This window comes from Nocardioides aquiterrae (assembly GCF_039526625.1).
Lineage (GTDB): Bacteria > Actinomycetota > Actinomycetes > Propionibacteriales > Nocardioidaceae > Nocardioides > Nocardioides aquiterrae.
Window position 1 is genome coordinate 237,945 of record NZ_BAAAJE010000001.1, and the last position, 15,943, is coordinate 253,887.

Annotated in this window: 15 protein-coding genes; 8 read left to right on the forward strand and 7 right to left on the reverse strand. The window is 72.6% G+C overall.

Features of this window, described 5'->3' with window-relative positions; all coding sequences use genetic code 11:
- Positions 1-9 precede the first annotated feature (9 nt).
- Complete coding sequence (locus tag ABD086_RS01145; protein ID WP_343904870.1) at positions 10-1,959, forward strand: M13 family metallopeptidase; 1,950 nt, start codon at positions 10-12, stop codon at positions 1,957-1,959.
- A 15-nt stretch (positions 1,960-1,974) separates the two neighbouring features.
- Here the strand turns inward: ABD086_RS01145 and ABD086_RS01150 are convergent, their stop codons facing one another.
- Together ABD086_RS01150 and ABD086_RS01155 are read right to left on the reverse strand one after the other, a co-directional pair.
- The gene (locus tag ABD086_RS01150) at positions 1,975-2,502 is read right to left on the reverse strand and encodes a hypothetical protein (protein WP_343904871.1); all 528 of its coding nucleotides are present in this window, start codon (positions 2,500-2,502) and stop codon (positions 1,975-1,977) included.
- Positions 2,503-2,565: 63 nt separating this feature from the next.
- A complete protein-coding gene (locus ABD086_RS01155) occupies positions 2,566-3,042 on the reverse strand; it encodes a hypothetical protein (protein WP_343904873.1) in 477 nt (158 codons plus the stop codon).
- A gap of 178 nt (positions 3,043-3,220) precedes the next feature.
- On the opposite strand from ABD086_RS01155, the gene ABD086_RS01160 reads away from it, so the two are divergent.
- Entirely contained in the window at positions 3,221-5,353 is a 2,133-nt protein-coding gene (locus ABD086_RS01160; protein WP_343904874.1) for a RecQ family ATP-dependent DNA helicase, read from the forward strand.
- Positions 5,354-5,362: 9 nt separating this feature from the next.
- Positions 5,363-6,478, forward strand: a complete 1,116-nt coding sequence (locus ABD086_RS01165; RefSeq protein ID WP_343904876.1) for a CDP-glycerol glycerophosphotransferase family protein — start codon at positions 5,363-5,365, stop codon at positions 6,476-6,478.
- A gap of 13 nt (positions 6,479-6,491) precedes the next feature.
- Here ABD086_RS01165 and ABD086_RS01170 read toward each other — a convergent pair whose 3' ends face one another.
- Both ABD086_RS01170 and ABD086_RS01175 read right to left on the reverse strand, forming a co-directional pair.
- A complete protein-coding gene (locus ABD086_RS01170) occupies positions 6,492-7,721 on the reverse strand; it encodes an acyltransferase family protein (protein WP_343904878.1) in 1,230 nt (409 codons plus the stop codon).
- Positions 7,718-9,553: a glycosyltransferase family 2 protein gene (locus ABD086_RS01175; RefSeq protein ID WP_343904880.1), complete on the reverse strand. Its 1,836-nt coding sequence runs from the start codon at positions 9,551-9,553 to the stop codon at positions 7,718-7,720. The genes ABD086_RS01170 and ABD086_RS01175 overlap by 4 nt, the downstream gene beginning before the upstream one ends.
- Positions 9,554-9,696: 143 nt before the next feature.
- Here ABD086_RS01175 and ABD086_RS01180 point away from each other — a divergent pair, with 143 nt between their 5' ends.
- A complete protein-coding gene (locus ABD086_RS01180; RefSeq protein ID WP_343904882.1) occupies positions 9,697-10,737 on the forward strand; it encodes an NAD(P)H-dependent amine dehydrogenase family protein in 1,041 nt (346 codons plus the stop codon).
- A 6-nt stretch (positions 10,738-10,743) separates the two neighbouring features.
- Here ABD086_RS01180 and ABD086_RS01185 read toward each other — a convergent pair whose 3' ends face one another.
- The gene (locus ABD086_RS01185; RefSeq protein ID WP_343904884.1) at positions 10,744-12,204 is read right to left on the reverse strand and encodes a DHA2 family efflux MFS transporter permease subunit; all 1,461 of its coding nucleotides are present in this window, start codon (positions 12,202-12,204) and stop codon (positions 10,744-10,746) included.
- A 278-nt stretch (positions 12,205-12,482) separates the two neighbouring features.
- On the opposite strand from ABD086_RS01185, the gene ABD086_RS01190 reads away from it, so the two are divergent.
- Together ABD086_RS01190 and ABD086_RS01195 are read left to right on the forward strand one after the other, a co-directional pair.
- Complete coding sequence (locus tag ABD086_RS01190; RefSeq protein WP_343904886.1) at positions 12,483-13,010, forward strand: hypothetical protein; 528 nt, start codon at positions 12,483-12,485, stop codon at positions 13,008-13,010.
- Positions 13,007-13,609, forward strand: a complete 603-nt coding sequence (locus ABD086_RS01195) for an RNA polymerase sigma factor (protein ID WP_343904888.1) — start codon at positions 13,007-13,009, stop codon at positions 13,607-13,609. Before ABD086_RS01190 ends, ABD086_RS01195 begins: the two co-directional genes overlap by 4 nt.
- Positions 13,610-13,619: 10 nt before the next feature.
- Here ABD086_RS01195 and ABD086_RS01200 read toward each other — a convergent pair whose 3' ends face one another.
- Together ABD086_RS01200 and ABD086_RS01205 are read right to left on the reverse strand one after the other, a co-directional pair.
- Positions 13,620-14,108 (reverse strand): glutathione peroxidase, encoded by a 489-nt coding sequence (locus tag ABD086_RS01200; protein ID WP_343904889.1) that lies wholly within the window; start codon positions 14,106-14,108, stop codon positions 13,620-13,622.
- 21 nt (positions 14,109-14,129) lie between these two features.
- Positions 14,130-14,420, reverse strand: a complete 291-nt coding sequence (locus tag ABD086_RS01205) for a DUF2249 domain-containing protein (RefSeq protein ID WP_343904891.1) — start codon at positions 14,418-14,420, stop codon at positions 14,130-14,132.
- A 77-nt stretch (positions 14,421-14,497) separates the two neighbouring features.
- Between ABD086_RS01205 and ABD086_RS01210 the strand changes: the two genes are divergently transcribed.
- Positions 14,498-15,166, forward strand: a complete 669-nt coding sequence (locus tag ABD086_RS01210) for a helix-turn-helix transcriptional regulator (protein ID WP_343904892.1) — start codon at positions 14,498-14,500, stop codon at positions 15,164-15,166.
- 304 nt (positions 15,167-15,470) lie between these two features.
- Positions 15,471-15,941 (forward strand): CBS domain-containing protein, encoded by a 471-nt coding sequence (locus ABD086_RS01215; protein ID WP_343904893.1) that lies wholly within the window; start codon positions 15,471-15,473, stop codon positions 15,939-15,941.
- Positions 15,942-15,943: the final 2 nt, after the last annotated feature.

The following is a 15,943-nucleotide window of genomic DNA, read 5'->3' on the forward strand; positions in this document are numbered from 1 at the left end:
GTCGCAGGGGTGAGCACGCTCGATGACGCCCGCGAGGGCATGAACCCCGACATCCGGCCGCAGGACGACCTCTTCGGCCACGTGAACGGCCGCTGGCTCGACGAGACGGAGATCCCGTCCGACCGCTCGAGCTGGGGTCCCTTCGTGCAGCTGGCCGACGCCGCCGAGGAGCAGGTCCACGCGATCATCGAGGACCTCGCGCGGCGCGTCGCCGCGGGCGAGGACGTCGACGACGACGCCCGCAAGATCGGCGACCTGTTCGCGTCGTTCATGGACGAGGACGCGATCGACGCGAAGGGCGCCGAGCCGATCCGCCCGCTGGTCGACGCGGTCGCGGGGCTGCGCGACGTCCGCGACCTGGCGGCCTTCCTCGGCGAGTTCGAGCGGATCGGCGGGCACGGGCTGTTCGGGTCCTACGTCGACACCGACTCCAAGAACTCCGACCGCTACCTCTTCAACCTGGTGCAGGGCGGGCTCGGGCTGCCCGACGAGTCCTACTACCGCGACGACAAGTTCGCCGAGATCCGCGAGAAGTACGTCGGCTACCTGACCAAGCTGTTCACGCTCGCCGACCACGCGGACGCCGAGGCCGCCGCGCGCACCGTGCTCGAGATCGACACGAAGCTCGCCGCCGGTCACTGGGAGCGCGCGGAGACCCGCGACGTGCAGAAGACCTACAACCTGCTGACCAAGGCCGAGCTGGTCGAGCTGAGCCCCGCGTTCGACTGGGACGCCTACGTCACCAACCTCGGCGGCTCGGACGAGACGCTGGCCGAGGTCTGCGTCCGGCAGCCGTCCTACTTCGCGCACCTGTCCGGCGTGCTCGAGGAGGTCGGCATCGACGACTGGCGCGAGTGGCTGCTCGCGCACGTCCTGCGCGCGACCGCGGCGTACCTCACCGACGACTTCGTCCAGGCCAACTTCGACTTCTACGGCCGCACCCTGAACGGCACCCCGGAGCTGCGGGCCCGCTGGAAGCGCGGCGTCGCGCTGGTCGAGGGCGCCATCGGCGAGGCGGTCGGCAAGGAGTACGTCACCCGGCACTTCCCGCCGCACTCGAAGGCGATGATGGACGAGCTGGTCGCCAACCTGCTCGCGGCGTACCGCCAGTCGATCTCGAAGCTGGACTGGATGACCGAGGAGACCAAGCAGCGGGCGTACGAGAAGCTCGACACCTTCCGCCCGAAGATCGGCTACCCGGAGAAGTTCCGCGACTACTCGCGGCTGCAGGTGACCCGGGACGACCTGCTCGGCAACGTGGCGGCGGCGTCCGCGTTCGAGACCGACCGGCAGCTCGCGAAGATCGGCTCGCCGGTCGACCGCGACGAGTGGTTCATGCTGCCGCAGACGGTCAACGCCTACTACAACCCGGGCACCAACGAGATCTGCTTCCCGGCCGGCATCCTGCAGAAGCCGTTCTTCTCCCCGGACGCCGAGGCGGCCGAGAACTACGGCGGCATCGGCGCGGTGATCGGCCACGAGATCGGCCACGGCTTCGACGACCAGGGGGCGCAGTACGACGGCGCCGGCAACCTGCACGACTGGTGGACGCCGGACGACAAGGCCGCGTTCGAGGTGAAGTCGAAGGCGCTGATCGAGCAGTACGACGGGTTCGAGCCCCGCAACCTGCCCGGCGAGCGGGTCAACGGCGCGCTCACCGTCGGCGAGAACATCGGCGACCTCGGCGGCCTGACGATCGGCCACACGGCGTACCTCATCGCCCAGGGCGGCGAGGCCCCGGCCGAGGACCGGCAGAAGCTGTTCCTCAACTGGGCGTACTGCTGGCGCACCAAGCGCCGCAAGGAGCAGGACCTCCAGTACCTCACCATCGATCCGCACAGCCCGCCGGAGTTCCGCGCGAACATCGTGCGCAACCTCGACGAGTTCCACGAGGTCTTCGGCACCGCCGAGGGCGACGGGCTCTGGCTCGACCCCGCCGAGCGGGTGCGTATTTGGTGACCGCCCGGACCGGGCTCAGGCCGCGGTGATGCAGAGCAGCCGGAGCTCGATCTGGTCGTTGGTGCTGTCCGGGTTGTAGCCCTCAGCGACCCAGGTCGTCGTCGACGTGCCGGCGTTGTCCGGCGCGACCTTGACCGGCATCGGCGAGACCAGCCAGTACGCGGTCGCCCCGACGACCCGCTTGCCGGTCGGGCACGAAGCCTGGACCGTGGCCAGGACCGAACCGCCGACGCTCGCCGAGCTGGCCGAGACCATCTCGTAGCCGCTCACCCCGTTCGCGCCGTCAGCCCCGTCAGCCCCGTCAGCCCCGTCCGCGCCGGGCGCGCCCTGCGGACCGGTGGCGCCCTGGAGGGCGGCGACCGCGGCCGGTGAGAGGTCCTTGACCTTGAGCGTGTGGTTCTTGACGTCCTGGGACTCGATCGAGCCGTTGACGATGTCGGCGCCGGTGACCGTCGCGGCCGCGACGGCGCCGCCCGCACAGGAGAGCGCCAGCAGGACCCCGGCGACCAGCAGTGCCGGGGTGGAGCGTGGGATACGTTTCATGCGACGACGTTCGCAGGTCCGGCGGGGAGCGGCCACCCGGTGCGGTCCAGCCCGTCCGCTCCCTCAGGACACGTCGGCGGCGGCCAGTGCCGCCCCGGTCCAGTCCTCCTCGTTGGTGACCTCACGGATGACGTCCAGCCAGGACGGTACGTCGGTCACCGGCTGCTCGCCGCCGTCGACCTCGGCGAGCAGCGTCCCGTCGGGGAGCTCGTCGACGGCGACGTGCACGCCACCGACGTGGACGTGGTGGCGACGCTTCTGCAGCGTCCGGGCCGGCAGCGCGCGGAGGACGTCCCACTCCGCGTCGTCGAGGTAGACCGACGTGCACGCGACCCGCTCGGGACCGTCGGTGAGCCGCACCTTGTGGCCCAGCTTGCGGACGACGGTGCCGTCCGGGTCGGTGACCTCGCGCAGCCGGAGGCGGGTGCCGGTGAGGTAGCGGTCCACGATCTCGGTGGTGCGCGCGACCCCCGTGGGCATCGACCTCAGCAGGAAGCGGCGCTCGGACTCGACGACGGCGTACTTCAGCGGGTGCGGCACCGGCCCAGTATCGCCGGACGCAGAACGGGTCGTGTGCCTGAGCACGCGCCATAGCGCGTGCTCAGGCACACGACCCGATTGGCGACGTCGCTCAGCTCGAGCGCTCGTCGCTAGTAGGGGGTAACACCCACCCGGGCCAGGTCGGTGTGATGTCGGGGTCGGCTGGTAGACAGGCGCGGTGACCACGACCACCGGGACCCGTCAGCGCGCCGAGGCCCATCTCCGCGCGCTGGTCGGCTCCGACGACGCCGTCCTCCGCGAGGACCAGTGGACGGCGATCGAGGCGTTGGCCGTCGAACGGCGCCGCGCGCTCGTCGTGCAGCGCACCGGCTGGGGCAAGTCCGCGGTCTACTTCGTCGCGACGCTGCTGCTGCGCGAGCAGGGCGCCGGGCCGACCGTGATCGTCTCGCCGCTGCTCGCGCTGATGCGCAACCAGATCGCGGCCGCGGAGCGCGCCGGGATCCGCGCGGTGACCATCAACTCCACCAACATGGAGGACTGGGAGCCGATCCAAGAGTCGATCCGCGCCGGTGAGGTCGACGTGCTGCTGGTGAGCCCCGAGCGGCTCAACAACCCCGGGTTCCGCGACGAGGTGCTGCCCCGGCTGGCCGCGACCTGCGGGCTGCTGGTCGTCGACGAGGCGCACTGCATCTCCGACTGGGGCCACGACTTCCGGCCCGACTACCGCCGGATCCGCACGCTGCTCGGCGAGCTGCCCGACGGCATCCCGGTGCTGGCCACGACCGCGACCGCCAACCAGCGGGTCACCGACGACGTCGCCGAGCAGCTCGGCCCTCCTGATGAGCAGGGCGACGTGCTGGTGCTCCGCGGCTCGCTCGACCGGCAGTCGCTCCGGCTCGGCGTGGTCCGGCTGAAGACCGCCGAGCAGCGGCTGGCCTGGCTCGCCGACCACCTCGCGGAGCAGCCCGGCTCGGGCATCGTCTACTGCCTCACGGTGGCGGCCACCCAGGAGATCGCCGACTACCTGCGCTCGCGCGGCCACGACGTGGCGGCGTACTCCGGCCAGACCGAGACGACCGAGCGGCACGCGCTCGAGCAGGATCTCGCGTCCGGGCGGGTCAAGGCGCTGATCGCCACCAGCGCCCTCGGCATGGGGTTCGACGCGACCCTCGGGTTCGTGGTGAACATGGGCGCCCCGGCGTCCCCGGTCGCCTACTACCAGCAGGTCGGCCGCGCCGGCCGCGGCCTCGCCGCGGATCAGGAGAGCGCCGCCGTGGTCCTGCTCCCGGCGATCGAGGACCGCGACATCTGGGCGTACTTCGCCTCGCTGGCCTTCCCGCGTGAGGAGCAGGTCCGCCGCACCCTCGACGTGCTGGCGGGCGAGGGGCGGCCGATGAGCACCGCCGCGCTGGAGACGTACGTCGACCTGAGCCGCACCCGGCTGGAGACCATGCTCAAGGTGCTCGACGTGGACGGCGCCGTCCGCCGCGTCCGCGGCGGCTGGGAGGCGACCGGCCGGCCCTGGGCGTACGACGAGGAGCGCTACCGCCGAGTCGCCGAGGCGCGGGAGCGCGAGCAGCGGGCCATGCTCGACTACATCGCGACCGACGCCTGCCGGATGCGGTTCCTCCGCGAGCAGCTCGACGACCCGGAGGCCGAGGACTGCGGCCGCTGCGACAACTGCGGCGGGCTCGCGCTGCCCGCCGACGTCTCCGCGGCCGCCGTCGAGGAGGCCGGTGCCCGGCTCTCCCGCCCCGGCGTGCCGGTGGAGCCGCGCAAGATGTGGCCGACCGCGCTGGGCAACCTCGGCATCGACCTCAAGGGCAAGATCGCCGAGGCCGCCGACGAGGGCCGCGCCGTCGCCCGCCTCACCGACCTCGGCTACGGCAACGCGCTGCGCGAGCTGTTCGCGCCCGGCACCCCCGACGGCCCGGTGCCGGTGCCGCTGGTCAGGGCGGTGGTCGAGGTGCTCGGCGACTGGCGACCCCCGGTCGACGGCATCGTCGTCGTGGAGTCCGCGAGCCGGCCCACGCTCACCGCCGACCTCGCCGACGGGCTGTCCCGCTACCTGCGGGTCCCGGTCGTCGGGCGGTGGGCGATCGTCGACCCCGACGTCGCCCCCGGCCAGGGCGCGGCGAACTCCGCGCAACGGGTCGCGGCGGTCGGCCGCCGGTTCGCGCTGCACGCCGACGACCCCTCGGCAGGCTCAGCGGCCCCGCTGTCCGGACAGCGGATCCTGCTGGTCGACGACCTGGTCGTGACCGGGTGGACGCTGACGCTGGCGGCCCGCGCGGTCCGTGCGGCGGGAGCCGTCGAGGTTCGCCCGCTGGTGCTCGCGGCCAGCGCGTAGCATTCGGGAGTGGATCCCGCCGTTCTCGCCTACTTCGCCGACGACCCGACCCGGACCTACCAGCTGGTCCAGTGGCTGCCGGTCCTCGAGCTGCTCGACCAGGAGCAGCCGGTCGCGCTCGTGTTCCGCGATCCGGCGTCGGCGAACCTGCTCCGGGACCGCACCCGGCTGCCGATCCGCGTCGCACCGGAGTTCGCGGAGCTCACCGAGCTGTACGCCGCGCTCGACCCGAAGGTCGTGCTCTACTGCAACAACTCGCGACTGAACTTCGAGTCGCTGGTGCACACCCGGATGCTGCACGTCCACGTCAACCACGGCGAGAGCGACAAGCAGAGCATGGCCAGCAACAACGCCAAGGCCTACGACCGGGTCTTCGTCGCCGGCGAGGCCGCCGTGCAGCGGTACGCCGCGGAGCTGCTCGAGCTGGACACCGGCAAGCTGGTGCGGATCGGCCGCCCGCAGCTGGACCTGACGCTGCCCGAGCTGCTCGAGCCCAGCGCCCGGCGTACCGTCCTCTACGCGCCGACCTGGGAGGGCGACGCCGAGTACAACGACTACACGTCGGTCGACACCCTCGGCCTCGAGATCGTCCGCGGCCTGCTGGCGATCCCCGACGTGCGCGTCGTCTACAAGCCGCACCCCAAGGTGACCACGAGCGAGACCCCGGCGATCCGCGACGCGCACCGCGCGATCACGGCGCTGGTCGAGAGCGCCGGCGGTGAGCACCGGGCGATCCCGGCCGGCGACATCCTGGCGCTGATGCCGCGGTGCGACGCGATGGTCACCGACGTCTCGTCGGTCGGCCTGGACTGGCTCTACCTGCGCACCGAGTGCCCGATCTTCATCACCGACCGGCACCACGACGCCGACCGGCTGCGGTGCGAGGTGCCGGTCAGCCGGTGCGCCGACGTGCTCGACGACGTCGACGCGGCCGGGGTGGCGGCGCTGGTCGCCGAACGGCTCGACCAGGACGAGCACCACCTCGCGCGGGTCGCGATGCGGCACCACTACTTCGACGACGTCGCCGTCGGCGAGAGCACCGCCCGCTTCGTCGCGGAGGTGGCCGCGCTCGTCGCGCTGCGCGACCGGCTGGTCGGCGCGCCCGGCACCGCCATCACGGCCTGAGGTCAGCGGCGGGTCATTCTCGGCCGGCCAGGTGGTCGTAGTAGTCGCGCGGCCGGCCCCGGCGGTCCATCGTGGCCAGCAGCCGGAGCCCGGCGGGCTCGAGCGTGCGCGAGCTGACCCATGCCAGCGCCAGGCTCGGAACCGCGACCACCACGGCCGTCCAGACGAAGAACCAGCCCGGCCGCGGGTCGGGCAGCAGGCCGACGTGCCCGGCGTACCGCATCACCGGCTCGTGGATCAGGTAGACGCCGTAGCCCAGCGTGCCGACGAACGCCAGCGGTCGCCAGTCGAACCACCGCGACCACGGGCCCTCGTGCAGCACCACGCCGGCGAGCAGCGTGACGACCGCGAGGGAGTACAGCGGGTGCCACCACTCGCTGGCCGCCGGTACGTCGAACGGGCGGGTCATCACCAGCACGCCGAGGCCGGCCAGGCCGGCGACGCCGAGCATCCGGCGGGCGGCGGGCCCGAGCCGGACGCCGGCGGCGATCAGGACCGCGAGACCCATGCCGAGGCCGAAGTCCACCCCGCGCGACGGCGCGGCGAACCACACCGACCAGGCGGTCTCGTCGTGCTCGGTGAGGACCGTGGCCCACAGCAGGTACCCGGCGCCGATCGCGGCGCAGAGGGCGGGCAGCGCCGACGCGACCCCGATCCGGCCGCGCCGGCCCGGGGTGCGGGCGGCGGCGGCGTTGACCAGCGGCACGGCCAGCGCCATCAGCAGGTAGAAGTGGAACTCGACCGCGAGCGACCAGGCGGGACCGTCGGTCCAGAAGATGTACCGGTCGCTGTAGATCTGCGTGAAGCTCAGGTGCAGCAGCAGGTCCTGCCAGTGCCCGGGCAGCGCCGGGTTCGTGGCCGCCCAGACGACCAGGACGATCGCATAGTAGAGCGGCAGCAGCCGCGCCATCCGGCGCAGCAGCAGCACCCTGCCGGGGCGCCCGGTGGTGCCGTCGACGCACGAGCGGGCGGCCGGCAACCAGAGCACCAGCCCGGACAGCACGAAGAACATGTCGACGAACAGGTCGGTGCCGAGCATCGCCTGGTGGGCCGCGCCCGAGAACGGCCAGGCCCAGGTCTCGGGGTCGCGGTTGTGCTGGTAGGAGTGGAAGAAGACGACGCACAGCGCGGCGAGCCCGCGCAGCCAGCCGAGCGGGTACCGCGCGGTCGAGCTGTGCGGCGGGGCGACCTGCTCGGCCTGCTCGGCGTGCTCCGCCTCGCGGTTCAGGGGGATGACCGTCATGCCGCCACCTCCGCCGCGTCGAGGGCGTGCGGGTCCGTGCCACCGGCGGTGCCGGCCGAGCGCGGCGTCACCACCCAGCGTCGTTCGCCGCGCAGCTGCTTGAGCTGGGCGACGCGGTTCACGACGTTCTTGAGCTCGGTGTAGAAGAACATGTTCGCCAGGGCGGCGCCGACGAACCAGCGCCGGTGCCGGCGTACGTCGGGCTCGGCGAGCCGCCAGGCGGCCAGCGTCTGCAGCGGCCCCGACGCCGCGGTGAACACCGTCAGCAGCAGGAACATCGGCGACGAGAGGTCGAGGCCGCCGTCGCGCCAGACGTAGAAGGCGAGCAGCGGCCAGGCCAGCAGCGCGAGCCACGGGTAGAGCTCACGCCAGCCGAGGAGGTAGGCGACGCCGATCCGCTGGCGCGTGGTGAGCACCGGCGACCGGAGCACCGACCAGAAGTGCCGCAGCGACACCTGGAACCAGCCCTGCGCCCAGCGCATCCGCTGGTTCCACAGCGCCTTCGGGGTCTCCGGGGCGAGCTCGCGGCTGACCAGTCCGGGGTCGTTGACGATCCGGCCGCCGGCCTCGAGCACCCGCACCGACGCCTCGATGTCCTCGGCCAGGAACGAGCCGCGCAGCCGGATCCGCTCCAGCGCCGAGGCGCGCCAGTAGCCGTTGGAGCCGCCGAAGATGCCGAACCCGAACAGCGCGGCGCGGCCCGGGTGGGCCACGGCGTAGATCTGCTCGAACTCGACCGCGACCAGCTTCGCGAGCGCGGAGTCGTCACCGTTGCGGATCACGCAGTGGCCCTGCACGACGTCCGCGCCGTCGTCGATCCAGCGCCAGGCGCGCTCGAACGCACCGGGCATCGGGTGGTGGTCGGCGTCGAAGATGCCGACCACCTCGCCCTCGGCGACGCGCAGTGCGGCGTTGACGTTCTGCGCCTTCGAGGTGCTGTCGGGCACCTTGAGCACGGTGAGATCGGGGTGCCGGAGCGCGAGCTCGGCCAGCTCGTCCTCGACGGCGAGCGGCACCGGCGTGTTGTAGGCGAGCACGACCTGCAGGCCACCGGCGTACTCCTGGGCGAGGTGGGTCTGCACGCTCTCGACGATGGTGTCGGCCTCGTTGGGCAGGTACGCCGCGATCACGGCGGTCGCCCGCGGTGGCGGGTTCGTCGGTGTCGCCGGTGGGCGCGCCGGATCGACCGCGTGGGAGCACTCGGCCCAGATCAGCGCGGTGGTCATGGTCAGGGCGCCGACCAGCGTCCAGTACACGACGCTGGAGGCGTCGACGCCGAGCGCGTACAGGCCGACCAGCGCCAGGAACGGCACCAGCGCGACCCCGGCGGTGGCGAGCAGCACCTGGCGGCCGGCCGTCCACGGGTTGATCCGCGGGCGCCGGGTGCGCAGGTGCGCGCCCTGGAGCCGCGGCTGGAGGTCCCGCTGCAGGACCGACTCCTCGGCCGCCGCGGCGGCGTGCAGCCCGGCCTGCTCCGGGGACTGCTTGCGAGAGACGTGCGCCCAGCCGACGCCGAGGTCGACGACGCCGTCGTGGTCGGCGAGCCCGTCGAGGGCCTCGACGGCGTGGTAGGCCATCTCCTGGAGGCGGACCGGCCGCGCCGCGCGGTCCTCGTGGCGCAGGCGCAGCGACAGCAGGCCCTCGTCGGTCGCGACCACGTCCTCGCCGGGCTGGAGGAAGCGGGTCAGCCGGCCGGCGGCCGCGTGCACGACCTCGGCCGGCGGGCGGACCCGAGAGGTCACGTCGTGGCCGGGCGCGGCCCAGACGGGGTCGATGACGGCGACGATCTCGCGCCGGCGTCGGGGCAGGCGGCGATCGAGGATGAGGGTCACAGGAGTGGCCTTTCGGTCGCGTGCGGAGCCCCCCACGTTTCCGAGAGCGGGCCCCGATGTCGAGTCGTCGGCGACGTGCGTCGAGTCACGAGACGACCGTCACCCGCTGTTCAGTCCACTAGAACGCGTTCTAGTCTGCGGTCATGGACAGACCCCTGCGCGTGATCCAGTGGACGACCGGGAACATCGGGCGCCGGTCGCTGCACGCCGTCCTCGGCCGCTCCGACCTGGAGCTGGTCGGCGTGTACGCCCACGGCGCCGACAAGGTGGGCCGCGACGCGGCCGAGCTGTGCGGCTGGCCCGAGCCGACCGGCGTGCTCGCGACGAACGACGTCTCCGCGCTGCTCGCGCTGGGCGCCGACGCCTGCTGCTACAACCCGCTGTGGCCGAGCGTCGACGAACTCTGCGCGCTGCTCGAGGCGGGCGTCAACGTGTGCAGCTCCGCGGCGTGGATCACCGGCGGCAAGCAGTCGCCCGAGGACCTCGACCGGGTCCGGAAGGCGTGCGAGCGGGGCGGCGCGTCGATCTTCGGCAGCGGCGCCCACGCCGGCCTGACGAACCTGGTGGGGATGGTGCTGAGCGGCGCCTGCGAGCGGGTCGACGAGATCCGGATCACCGAGTCGGTCGACTGCTCGACGTACGCGAGCGCGGAGACCCAGAGGGCGATGGGGTTCTCCCGGCCGCCGGACACCCCCGGCCTGGCGGAGAGCGTGCGCCGGGAGAGCGAGGTCTTCGCGGAGTCCGCGGCGCTGATGGCCGACGCGATCGGCGCCACCCTGGATCGGCTGACCTTCGACGTCGAGTTCACGACCGCCACCGGCGACAGTGACCTCGGCTTCATGACGATCCCGGCCGGGACGATCGGCGGCGTGCTGGGCTACCACCGCGGCTGGGTGGGCGACCGCAACGTCGTCAGCGTCGGCTTCAACTGGGTCATGGGCTCGCACACCGTGCCGCCGAAGCCGCTGGCGCACGGCCACGTCGTCCAGGTGTTCGGCGTGCCGAACATGCGGACGGTGCTGCACTGCCTGCCGCCGCGGGACTGGACCGAGAGCGTCATGGACCTCGGGATGATCTACACGGCGATGCCGGTGACCAACGCGGTGCCGGCCGTGGTCGCCGCGCCGCCGGGGATCGTGACGCTCGCGGACCTGCCGCCGGTGACGGGGCGCTTCCGGTCCTAGTCCGGGTCAGTGGCCCACCATCACCGCGGGGTCGACCTGGTGCGCGAGCTTGCGGCGGGGCAGGAAGAACGCGGGCACCAGCACCAGCGCGACGAGCACGGCCGCGACCAGGAAGACGTCGCCGAAGACCGCGGCCTGGCCGGCCGGCGTGGGCACCGCGTCCTGGAGCCCGTTGGTGAGCAGCACCGTGAAGACCGCCGTACCGATGGACGCGGCGACCTGCTGCACGATGTTCATCAGCGTCGAGCCGCGCGCGATGGTGTGGTCGCGCAGGGTGGCGAGCGCCGCGGACATGATCGGCATCATCGTGCCGCCCATGCCGAGGCCCATGACGAACAGCGAGCCGAGCAGGAACGCGTACGACGTGGTGTCGGTCAGCGTCGCGAACATCGCCATGCCGACGGTGATGACGGCGATCCCGGTCATCACGATCTTTCCGGGACCGATCCGGTCGGCGAGCACGCCGGCGATCGGCATCGTGATCATCGCGCCGAAGCCCTGCGGGGCCAGCAGCACGCCGGCGTGGAGGGCGTCTTCGTGCCGGACCATCTGGAAGTACAGCGGGAACAGCAGGCCGGCGCCGAAGAACGCGACCGCGAACAGCGACATCGCGACCACCGCGATGGTCATGTTGCGGTTCTGGAACAGCCGCAGGTCGATGAGCGGGTGCCGGTTGCGGCGGTGCAGCGCCCAGGGGACGAAGGAGACGATCAGCACGGCCCCCACGAGGGCCGGCACCAGCACCTTGGTCGCGAAGAAGGTGCCGGTCTCCGGGATCGTCGAGATGCCGTAGAGGAACAGCGCGAGGCCCGGCGACAGCAGCACCATGCCCAGCCAGTCGAAGGTCTCGGAGGGTTCGACGTGGTCGCGCGGCAGCACGATCGCGGCGTACGTGAGCGCGGCGACGCCGATCGGGACGTTGATGAGGAAGATCCAGTGCCAGCTCGCGGCGTCGATGAGCCAGCCACCGAGGATCGGGCCGAAGATGGGGCCGAGCAGCATCGGGATGCCGAGCACGGCCATCACCCGGCCGACCCGCTCCGGGCCCGCCGCGCGGGTCAGGATCGTCATGCCGAGCGGCATCAGCATGCCGCCGCCGAGGCCCTGGAGCACGCGGAAGGTCACCAGCATCGGGAGGCTGGTCGCGAGCGCGCACAACGCGGACCCGGCGGCGAACAGCACGATCGCCAGCAGGTAGAGCCGCTTGGTCCCGAACCGGTCCGCGGCCCAGCCGGTCAGCGGGATGACCGCCGCCAGCGCCAGCGTGTAGCCGGTCATCGTCCAGGCCACCTGGGCCGGGGTGGCGTCGAACTCCCGCTGGAAGGTCTGCAGCGCGACCGACACGACCGTGATGTCGAGGATCGACATGATCGCGCCGAGCACGACGACGCCGGCGACGACCAGCACCCCGCGGTCGAGCTTCTCGGGTGCGGTGCCGGCGGGGGTCGGGGTGGTCTCCGTGCTCACCCGCCGAGGCTAGGTAAGGGCGCCGACGGCCCGCACCCTACTTTCGTCGGCGCCCGGGGTGGGCTTGGTCACGGGCGTCCGAGAAAGGCGAGGGGCACAGCGCACCATGCGGCTGCGAGCTGTCGGGTTCGTATCGGACACTTCGGATGGATCCGGACATGTAGGGGTAAGGACGAGACCCTCAGACGAACCCGGAGGAGCAGCCGATGGACTTCGATGACCTGCTGACCCGATCAGCGCCGCCGCTCGCGGCTCGCGACACCGCCTTCGCCCAGGCTGTGGAGGACGTCGTGCGAGAGACGGAGGAGGCTGCACTCGGACCGCGGGTCCACCGCCGTCGAGCTCTCGCGGTGGTCGGCACCGTCGTCCCGATCGTTCTCGTCGGTGGGGTTGCCGCCGCGAGTGGGGTGCTGCCCGGCATCTTCCCGTTCTCGACCAGCGCCGGAACCGGCTGCCGCCTCCATGTGTCGGTAGAGCCACGAGAGGACGGTCGCGGTGCGCCGGACGACGGTGCCGAGGCCAGTACCCAGCAGGCTGCGGTCGCCGCCGCCCGGGACTTCGTGAACGCCCTCGACCTGAGCGCGATCGACCGGGCTGCGGCCGCCGATCGCTGGTTCGACCACATGGAACGCGTCTCGGTGGGACACCCCACTCGCGCTGAGTTGAGGGAGGAGTTCCAAGGCGACGACTTGGAGGTGCACTCGATCCTGTTCGTGGTCGACGGTGAGGTGCACGACTACCTCGACACCCACGGCTACGACCCCGCGAGCGTCGTGACGACCGTCGCCTCCGAGTGTGACCAGTGAGGGCCGGGAGGGGGTCGGGCGACCTCGGCGCGGACCCTGCGCGGGCACGCCTCGCCGATGCACTCCGAGCGAACGGAGCCGACCTCACCGCGTACTTCGAACGCCGTGTCACCGTTCGCGCGGACGCCGCCGACTTGCTCGGTGAGACCATGCTCCACGCCTGGCGGCGCGTCACGGCGATGCCCGTCGAGGCCGCCACCGAGCAGCGCATGTGGTTGTTCGCCATCGCAGCGAACGTGCTGTCGAACCACCGTCGCGGCGCTCGGCGCAGGGCCGCGCTGGCGGCACACCTTCGCGCCCACCTCAGCACCCGGCGGACGGACGACGCACCCGATCAGGCCGTGCTGGTGTCTCTCCGGGCCGCGATCGACCGTCTCCCTTCGCGCCAGCGCGAGGTGGTCAGACTCGTGCATTGGGACGGCTTCACGCTCGCCCAGGCAGCGCACGTGCTCGGCATCAATCCCTCGACTGCACGAAGCCGCTACAGCGAGGCACGCGCCGCGCTCAAGGCGACGCTGGGCGATGCGGAGGACGACGCTGCTCGACCGCCGACGACCGGGCGAGCAGCGGCGGAAGGCAGGACCTCGGTCCAGCGATAGCTGCGTCTAGTTACTCGACGAGCCCCTCGATCGCGTCGACCAGCCGCGGGTCGTCGGGCTCGACCTTGGGGCGGAACCGGGCGACCACGGTGCCGTCGGGGGCGAGCAGGAACTTCTCGAAGTTCCACTCGACGTCGCCCGCCTCGCCCTTCTCGTTCGGGGTCGAGGTGAGTGCGGCGTAGATCTCGTGGCGGTCGTCGCCGTTGACCTCGATCTTCTCGGTCATCGGGAACGTCACGCCGTACGTCGCCGAGCAGAACTCCGCGATCTCGTCGGCCGTGCCCGGCTCCTGGCCGAGGAACTGGTTGCACGGGAGCCCGACCACGGTGAACCCGCGGTCGGCGTACCGCTCCTGGAGCGCCTCGAGCCCGGTGTACTGCGGCGTCAGCCCGCACCGGGAGGCGACGTTGACCAGCAGGGCCACGCGCCCGTCGGTGAGGGCGCCCAAGGTCGTGGGCGTGCCGTCCAGGCGGGCGATCTTCGCGTCGAGGATGCTCATGCCCCCGAGCCTAGGCGGACGTCAGTGGCGCACGAACGCGAGCTTCCACGCCTCGGGCCCGCGCTCGACGTACTCGACGGAGAACGCGCCCGGGTTCTCGGCCTCGATCTGGTCCAGCAGGGGCACCGGGTCGTGCGGCGCGACCAGGACCATCGCGCCGCCCGGTTGGAGCGAGGCGAGCGCGCCCTTGACGGCCGCGTGGCGGACGGCGTGCGGGATCGCGCGGGCGTCGAGCTCGGGCATGTCCTCGTGCGCCGCGCCGCAGCCGCAGCCGCCGGTCTCGCTGAGGCCGAGGTCCTGGCCGATCGTCATGGTCGTCTCCTTCGTCACAGCCGGTCGTGGTGACCGGGCCCTCCCATTTTGGCACAATAGATCCCGTGGAAAATAAATTGGGTCCCCGACCGGCCCGCACCGCGGGTGGGCGGCTGGTCTCACCGTCCCGCGCGGCGCTGCTCGAGACGCTCCAGGCGCAGCCCGAGCCGACCAGCCTCCCGGCGCTCGTGGCCGCGACCGGCCTGCACGCCAACACCGTGCGCGAGCACCTCGACGGCCTGCGTCGCAGCGGCCTCGTGGCCCGCACGCCCGCGCCGCCCTCGGGCCGCGGCCGTCCGGGCTGGCTGTACGCCGCGACGCCGCGCAGCCAGGAGGACCCGCGCCCGGAGTACGCCGGGCTCGCCGCCGCGCTCGCGGCGGTGATCGCGCGCACCAGCCCCGAGCCGTCGGAGGAGGCCCGCCGCGCCGGCGCGGACTGGGGCCGGCGCCTGGCCCACGACGCGGGCGCGGCCGAGGGCGGCGACGCGGGCGCGCGGCGCCAGGTGACCGGGATCTTCGAGGACATGGGCTTCGCCCCCGAGCCGGACGCCGACGACCGCGAGCTGCGGCTGACCCGCTGCCCGCTCCTGGAGGCGGCGCACCAGCAGCCGGACGTCGTGTGCGCCGTGCACCTGGGCATCGCGCAGGGCGCGCTGGAGACGTACGGCGCGCCGGCCGACGGTGTCGAGCTGCTCCCGTTCGTCGAGCCGGGCGCCTGCCTGCTCCGCCTCGGCACCGCGTCATGACCCGTGGCTTCTCGCCCTGGCGCGACCTGCCGGCCACCCCACCTGGTCGCTCGGCGCCGGGCTGGTCTGGCTGCTCGCCCGGGCCACGGTGCCCCAGCCCTCCACGCCGAGCGTCACGACGGCCACCGGGAAGACGCCGAGGTTCTCCTTGTCGATGTGAGGGTCAGCTCGGCGAACAGCCGCTCGAGGTCGACCCGCAGCGCCGGTGAGCCGCGGCCGCGCCGACGAGCAGATGCCGATGGGCAGGGGCTTTCGGGACCAACGTCCCTGAGGTGCACGGCTGACGTTCCCCGAGGGTGGGGGCATGACTCCCGGCCGTGTGGTGACCGTGGACCCGGCGTGCGCCGCCGACCGGGTGGTCGCGGACGTCGTCGTCCGCCGCCCCACGACCCTGGACGCGGCCACGAGCGTGCGCGCGGCTCGGACGCAGCTCGAGGACGAGCACGTCCACATGGTGCTGCTGACCCGGAACGGCGTGCTGCTCGGCACCCTGGTCCGCGCCGACCTCGCGACGGCCGACGACGCGGCGCCCGCGCTCGCGCACGCGGTGCTGGCCGGCCGCACCATCGCGCCGACGGTGACCGCCGAGGAGGCGCTGCGCGAGCTGGTCGCCCGGGACGAACGGCGGCGCGCGGTGGTCACGGAGGACGGCCGGCTGGTCGGGCTGCTGTGCCTGAAGCGCCGGCGCACCGGCTTCTGCCGTGACCGTGACGTCGCGGCCCGGCGCGCCGGGCTCGACGCCCTTGCGACCGCGTTCGGAGGTTTTTTACCTTGAGT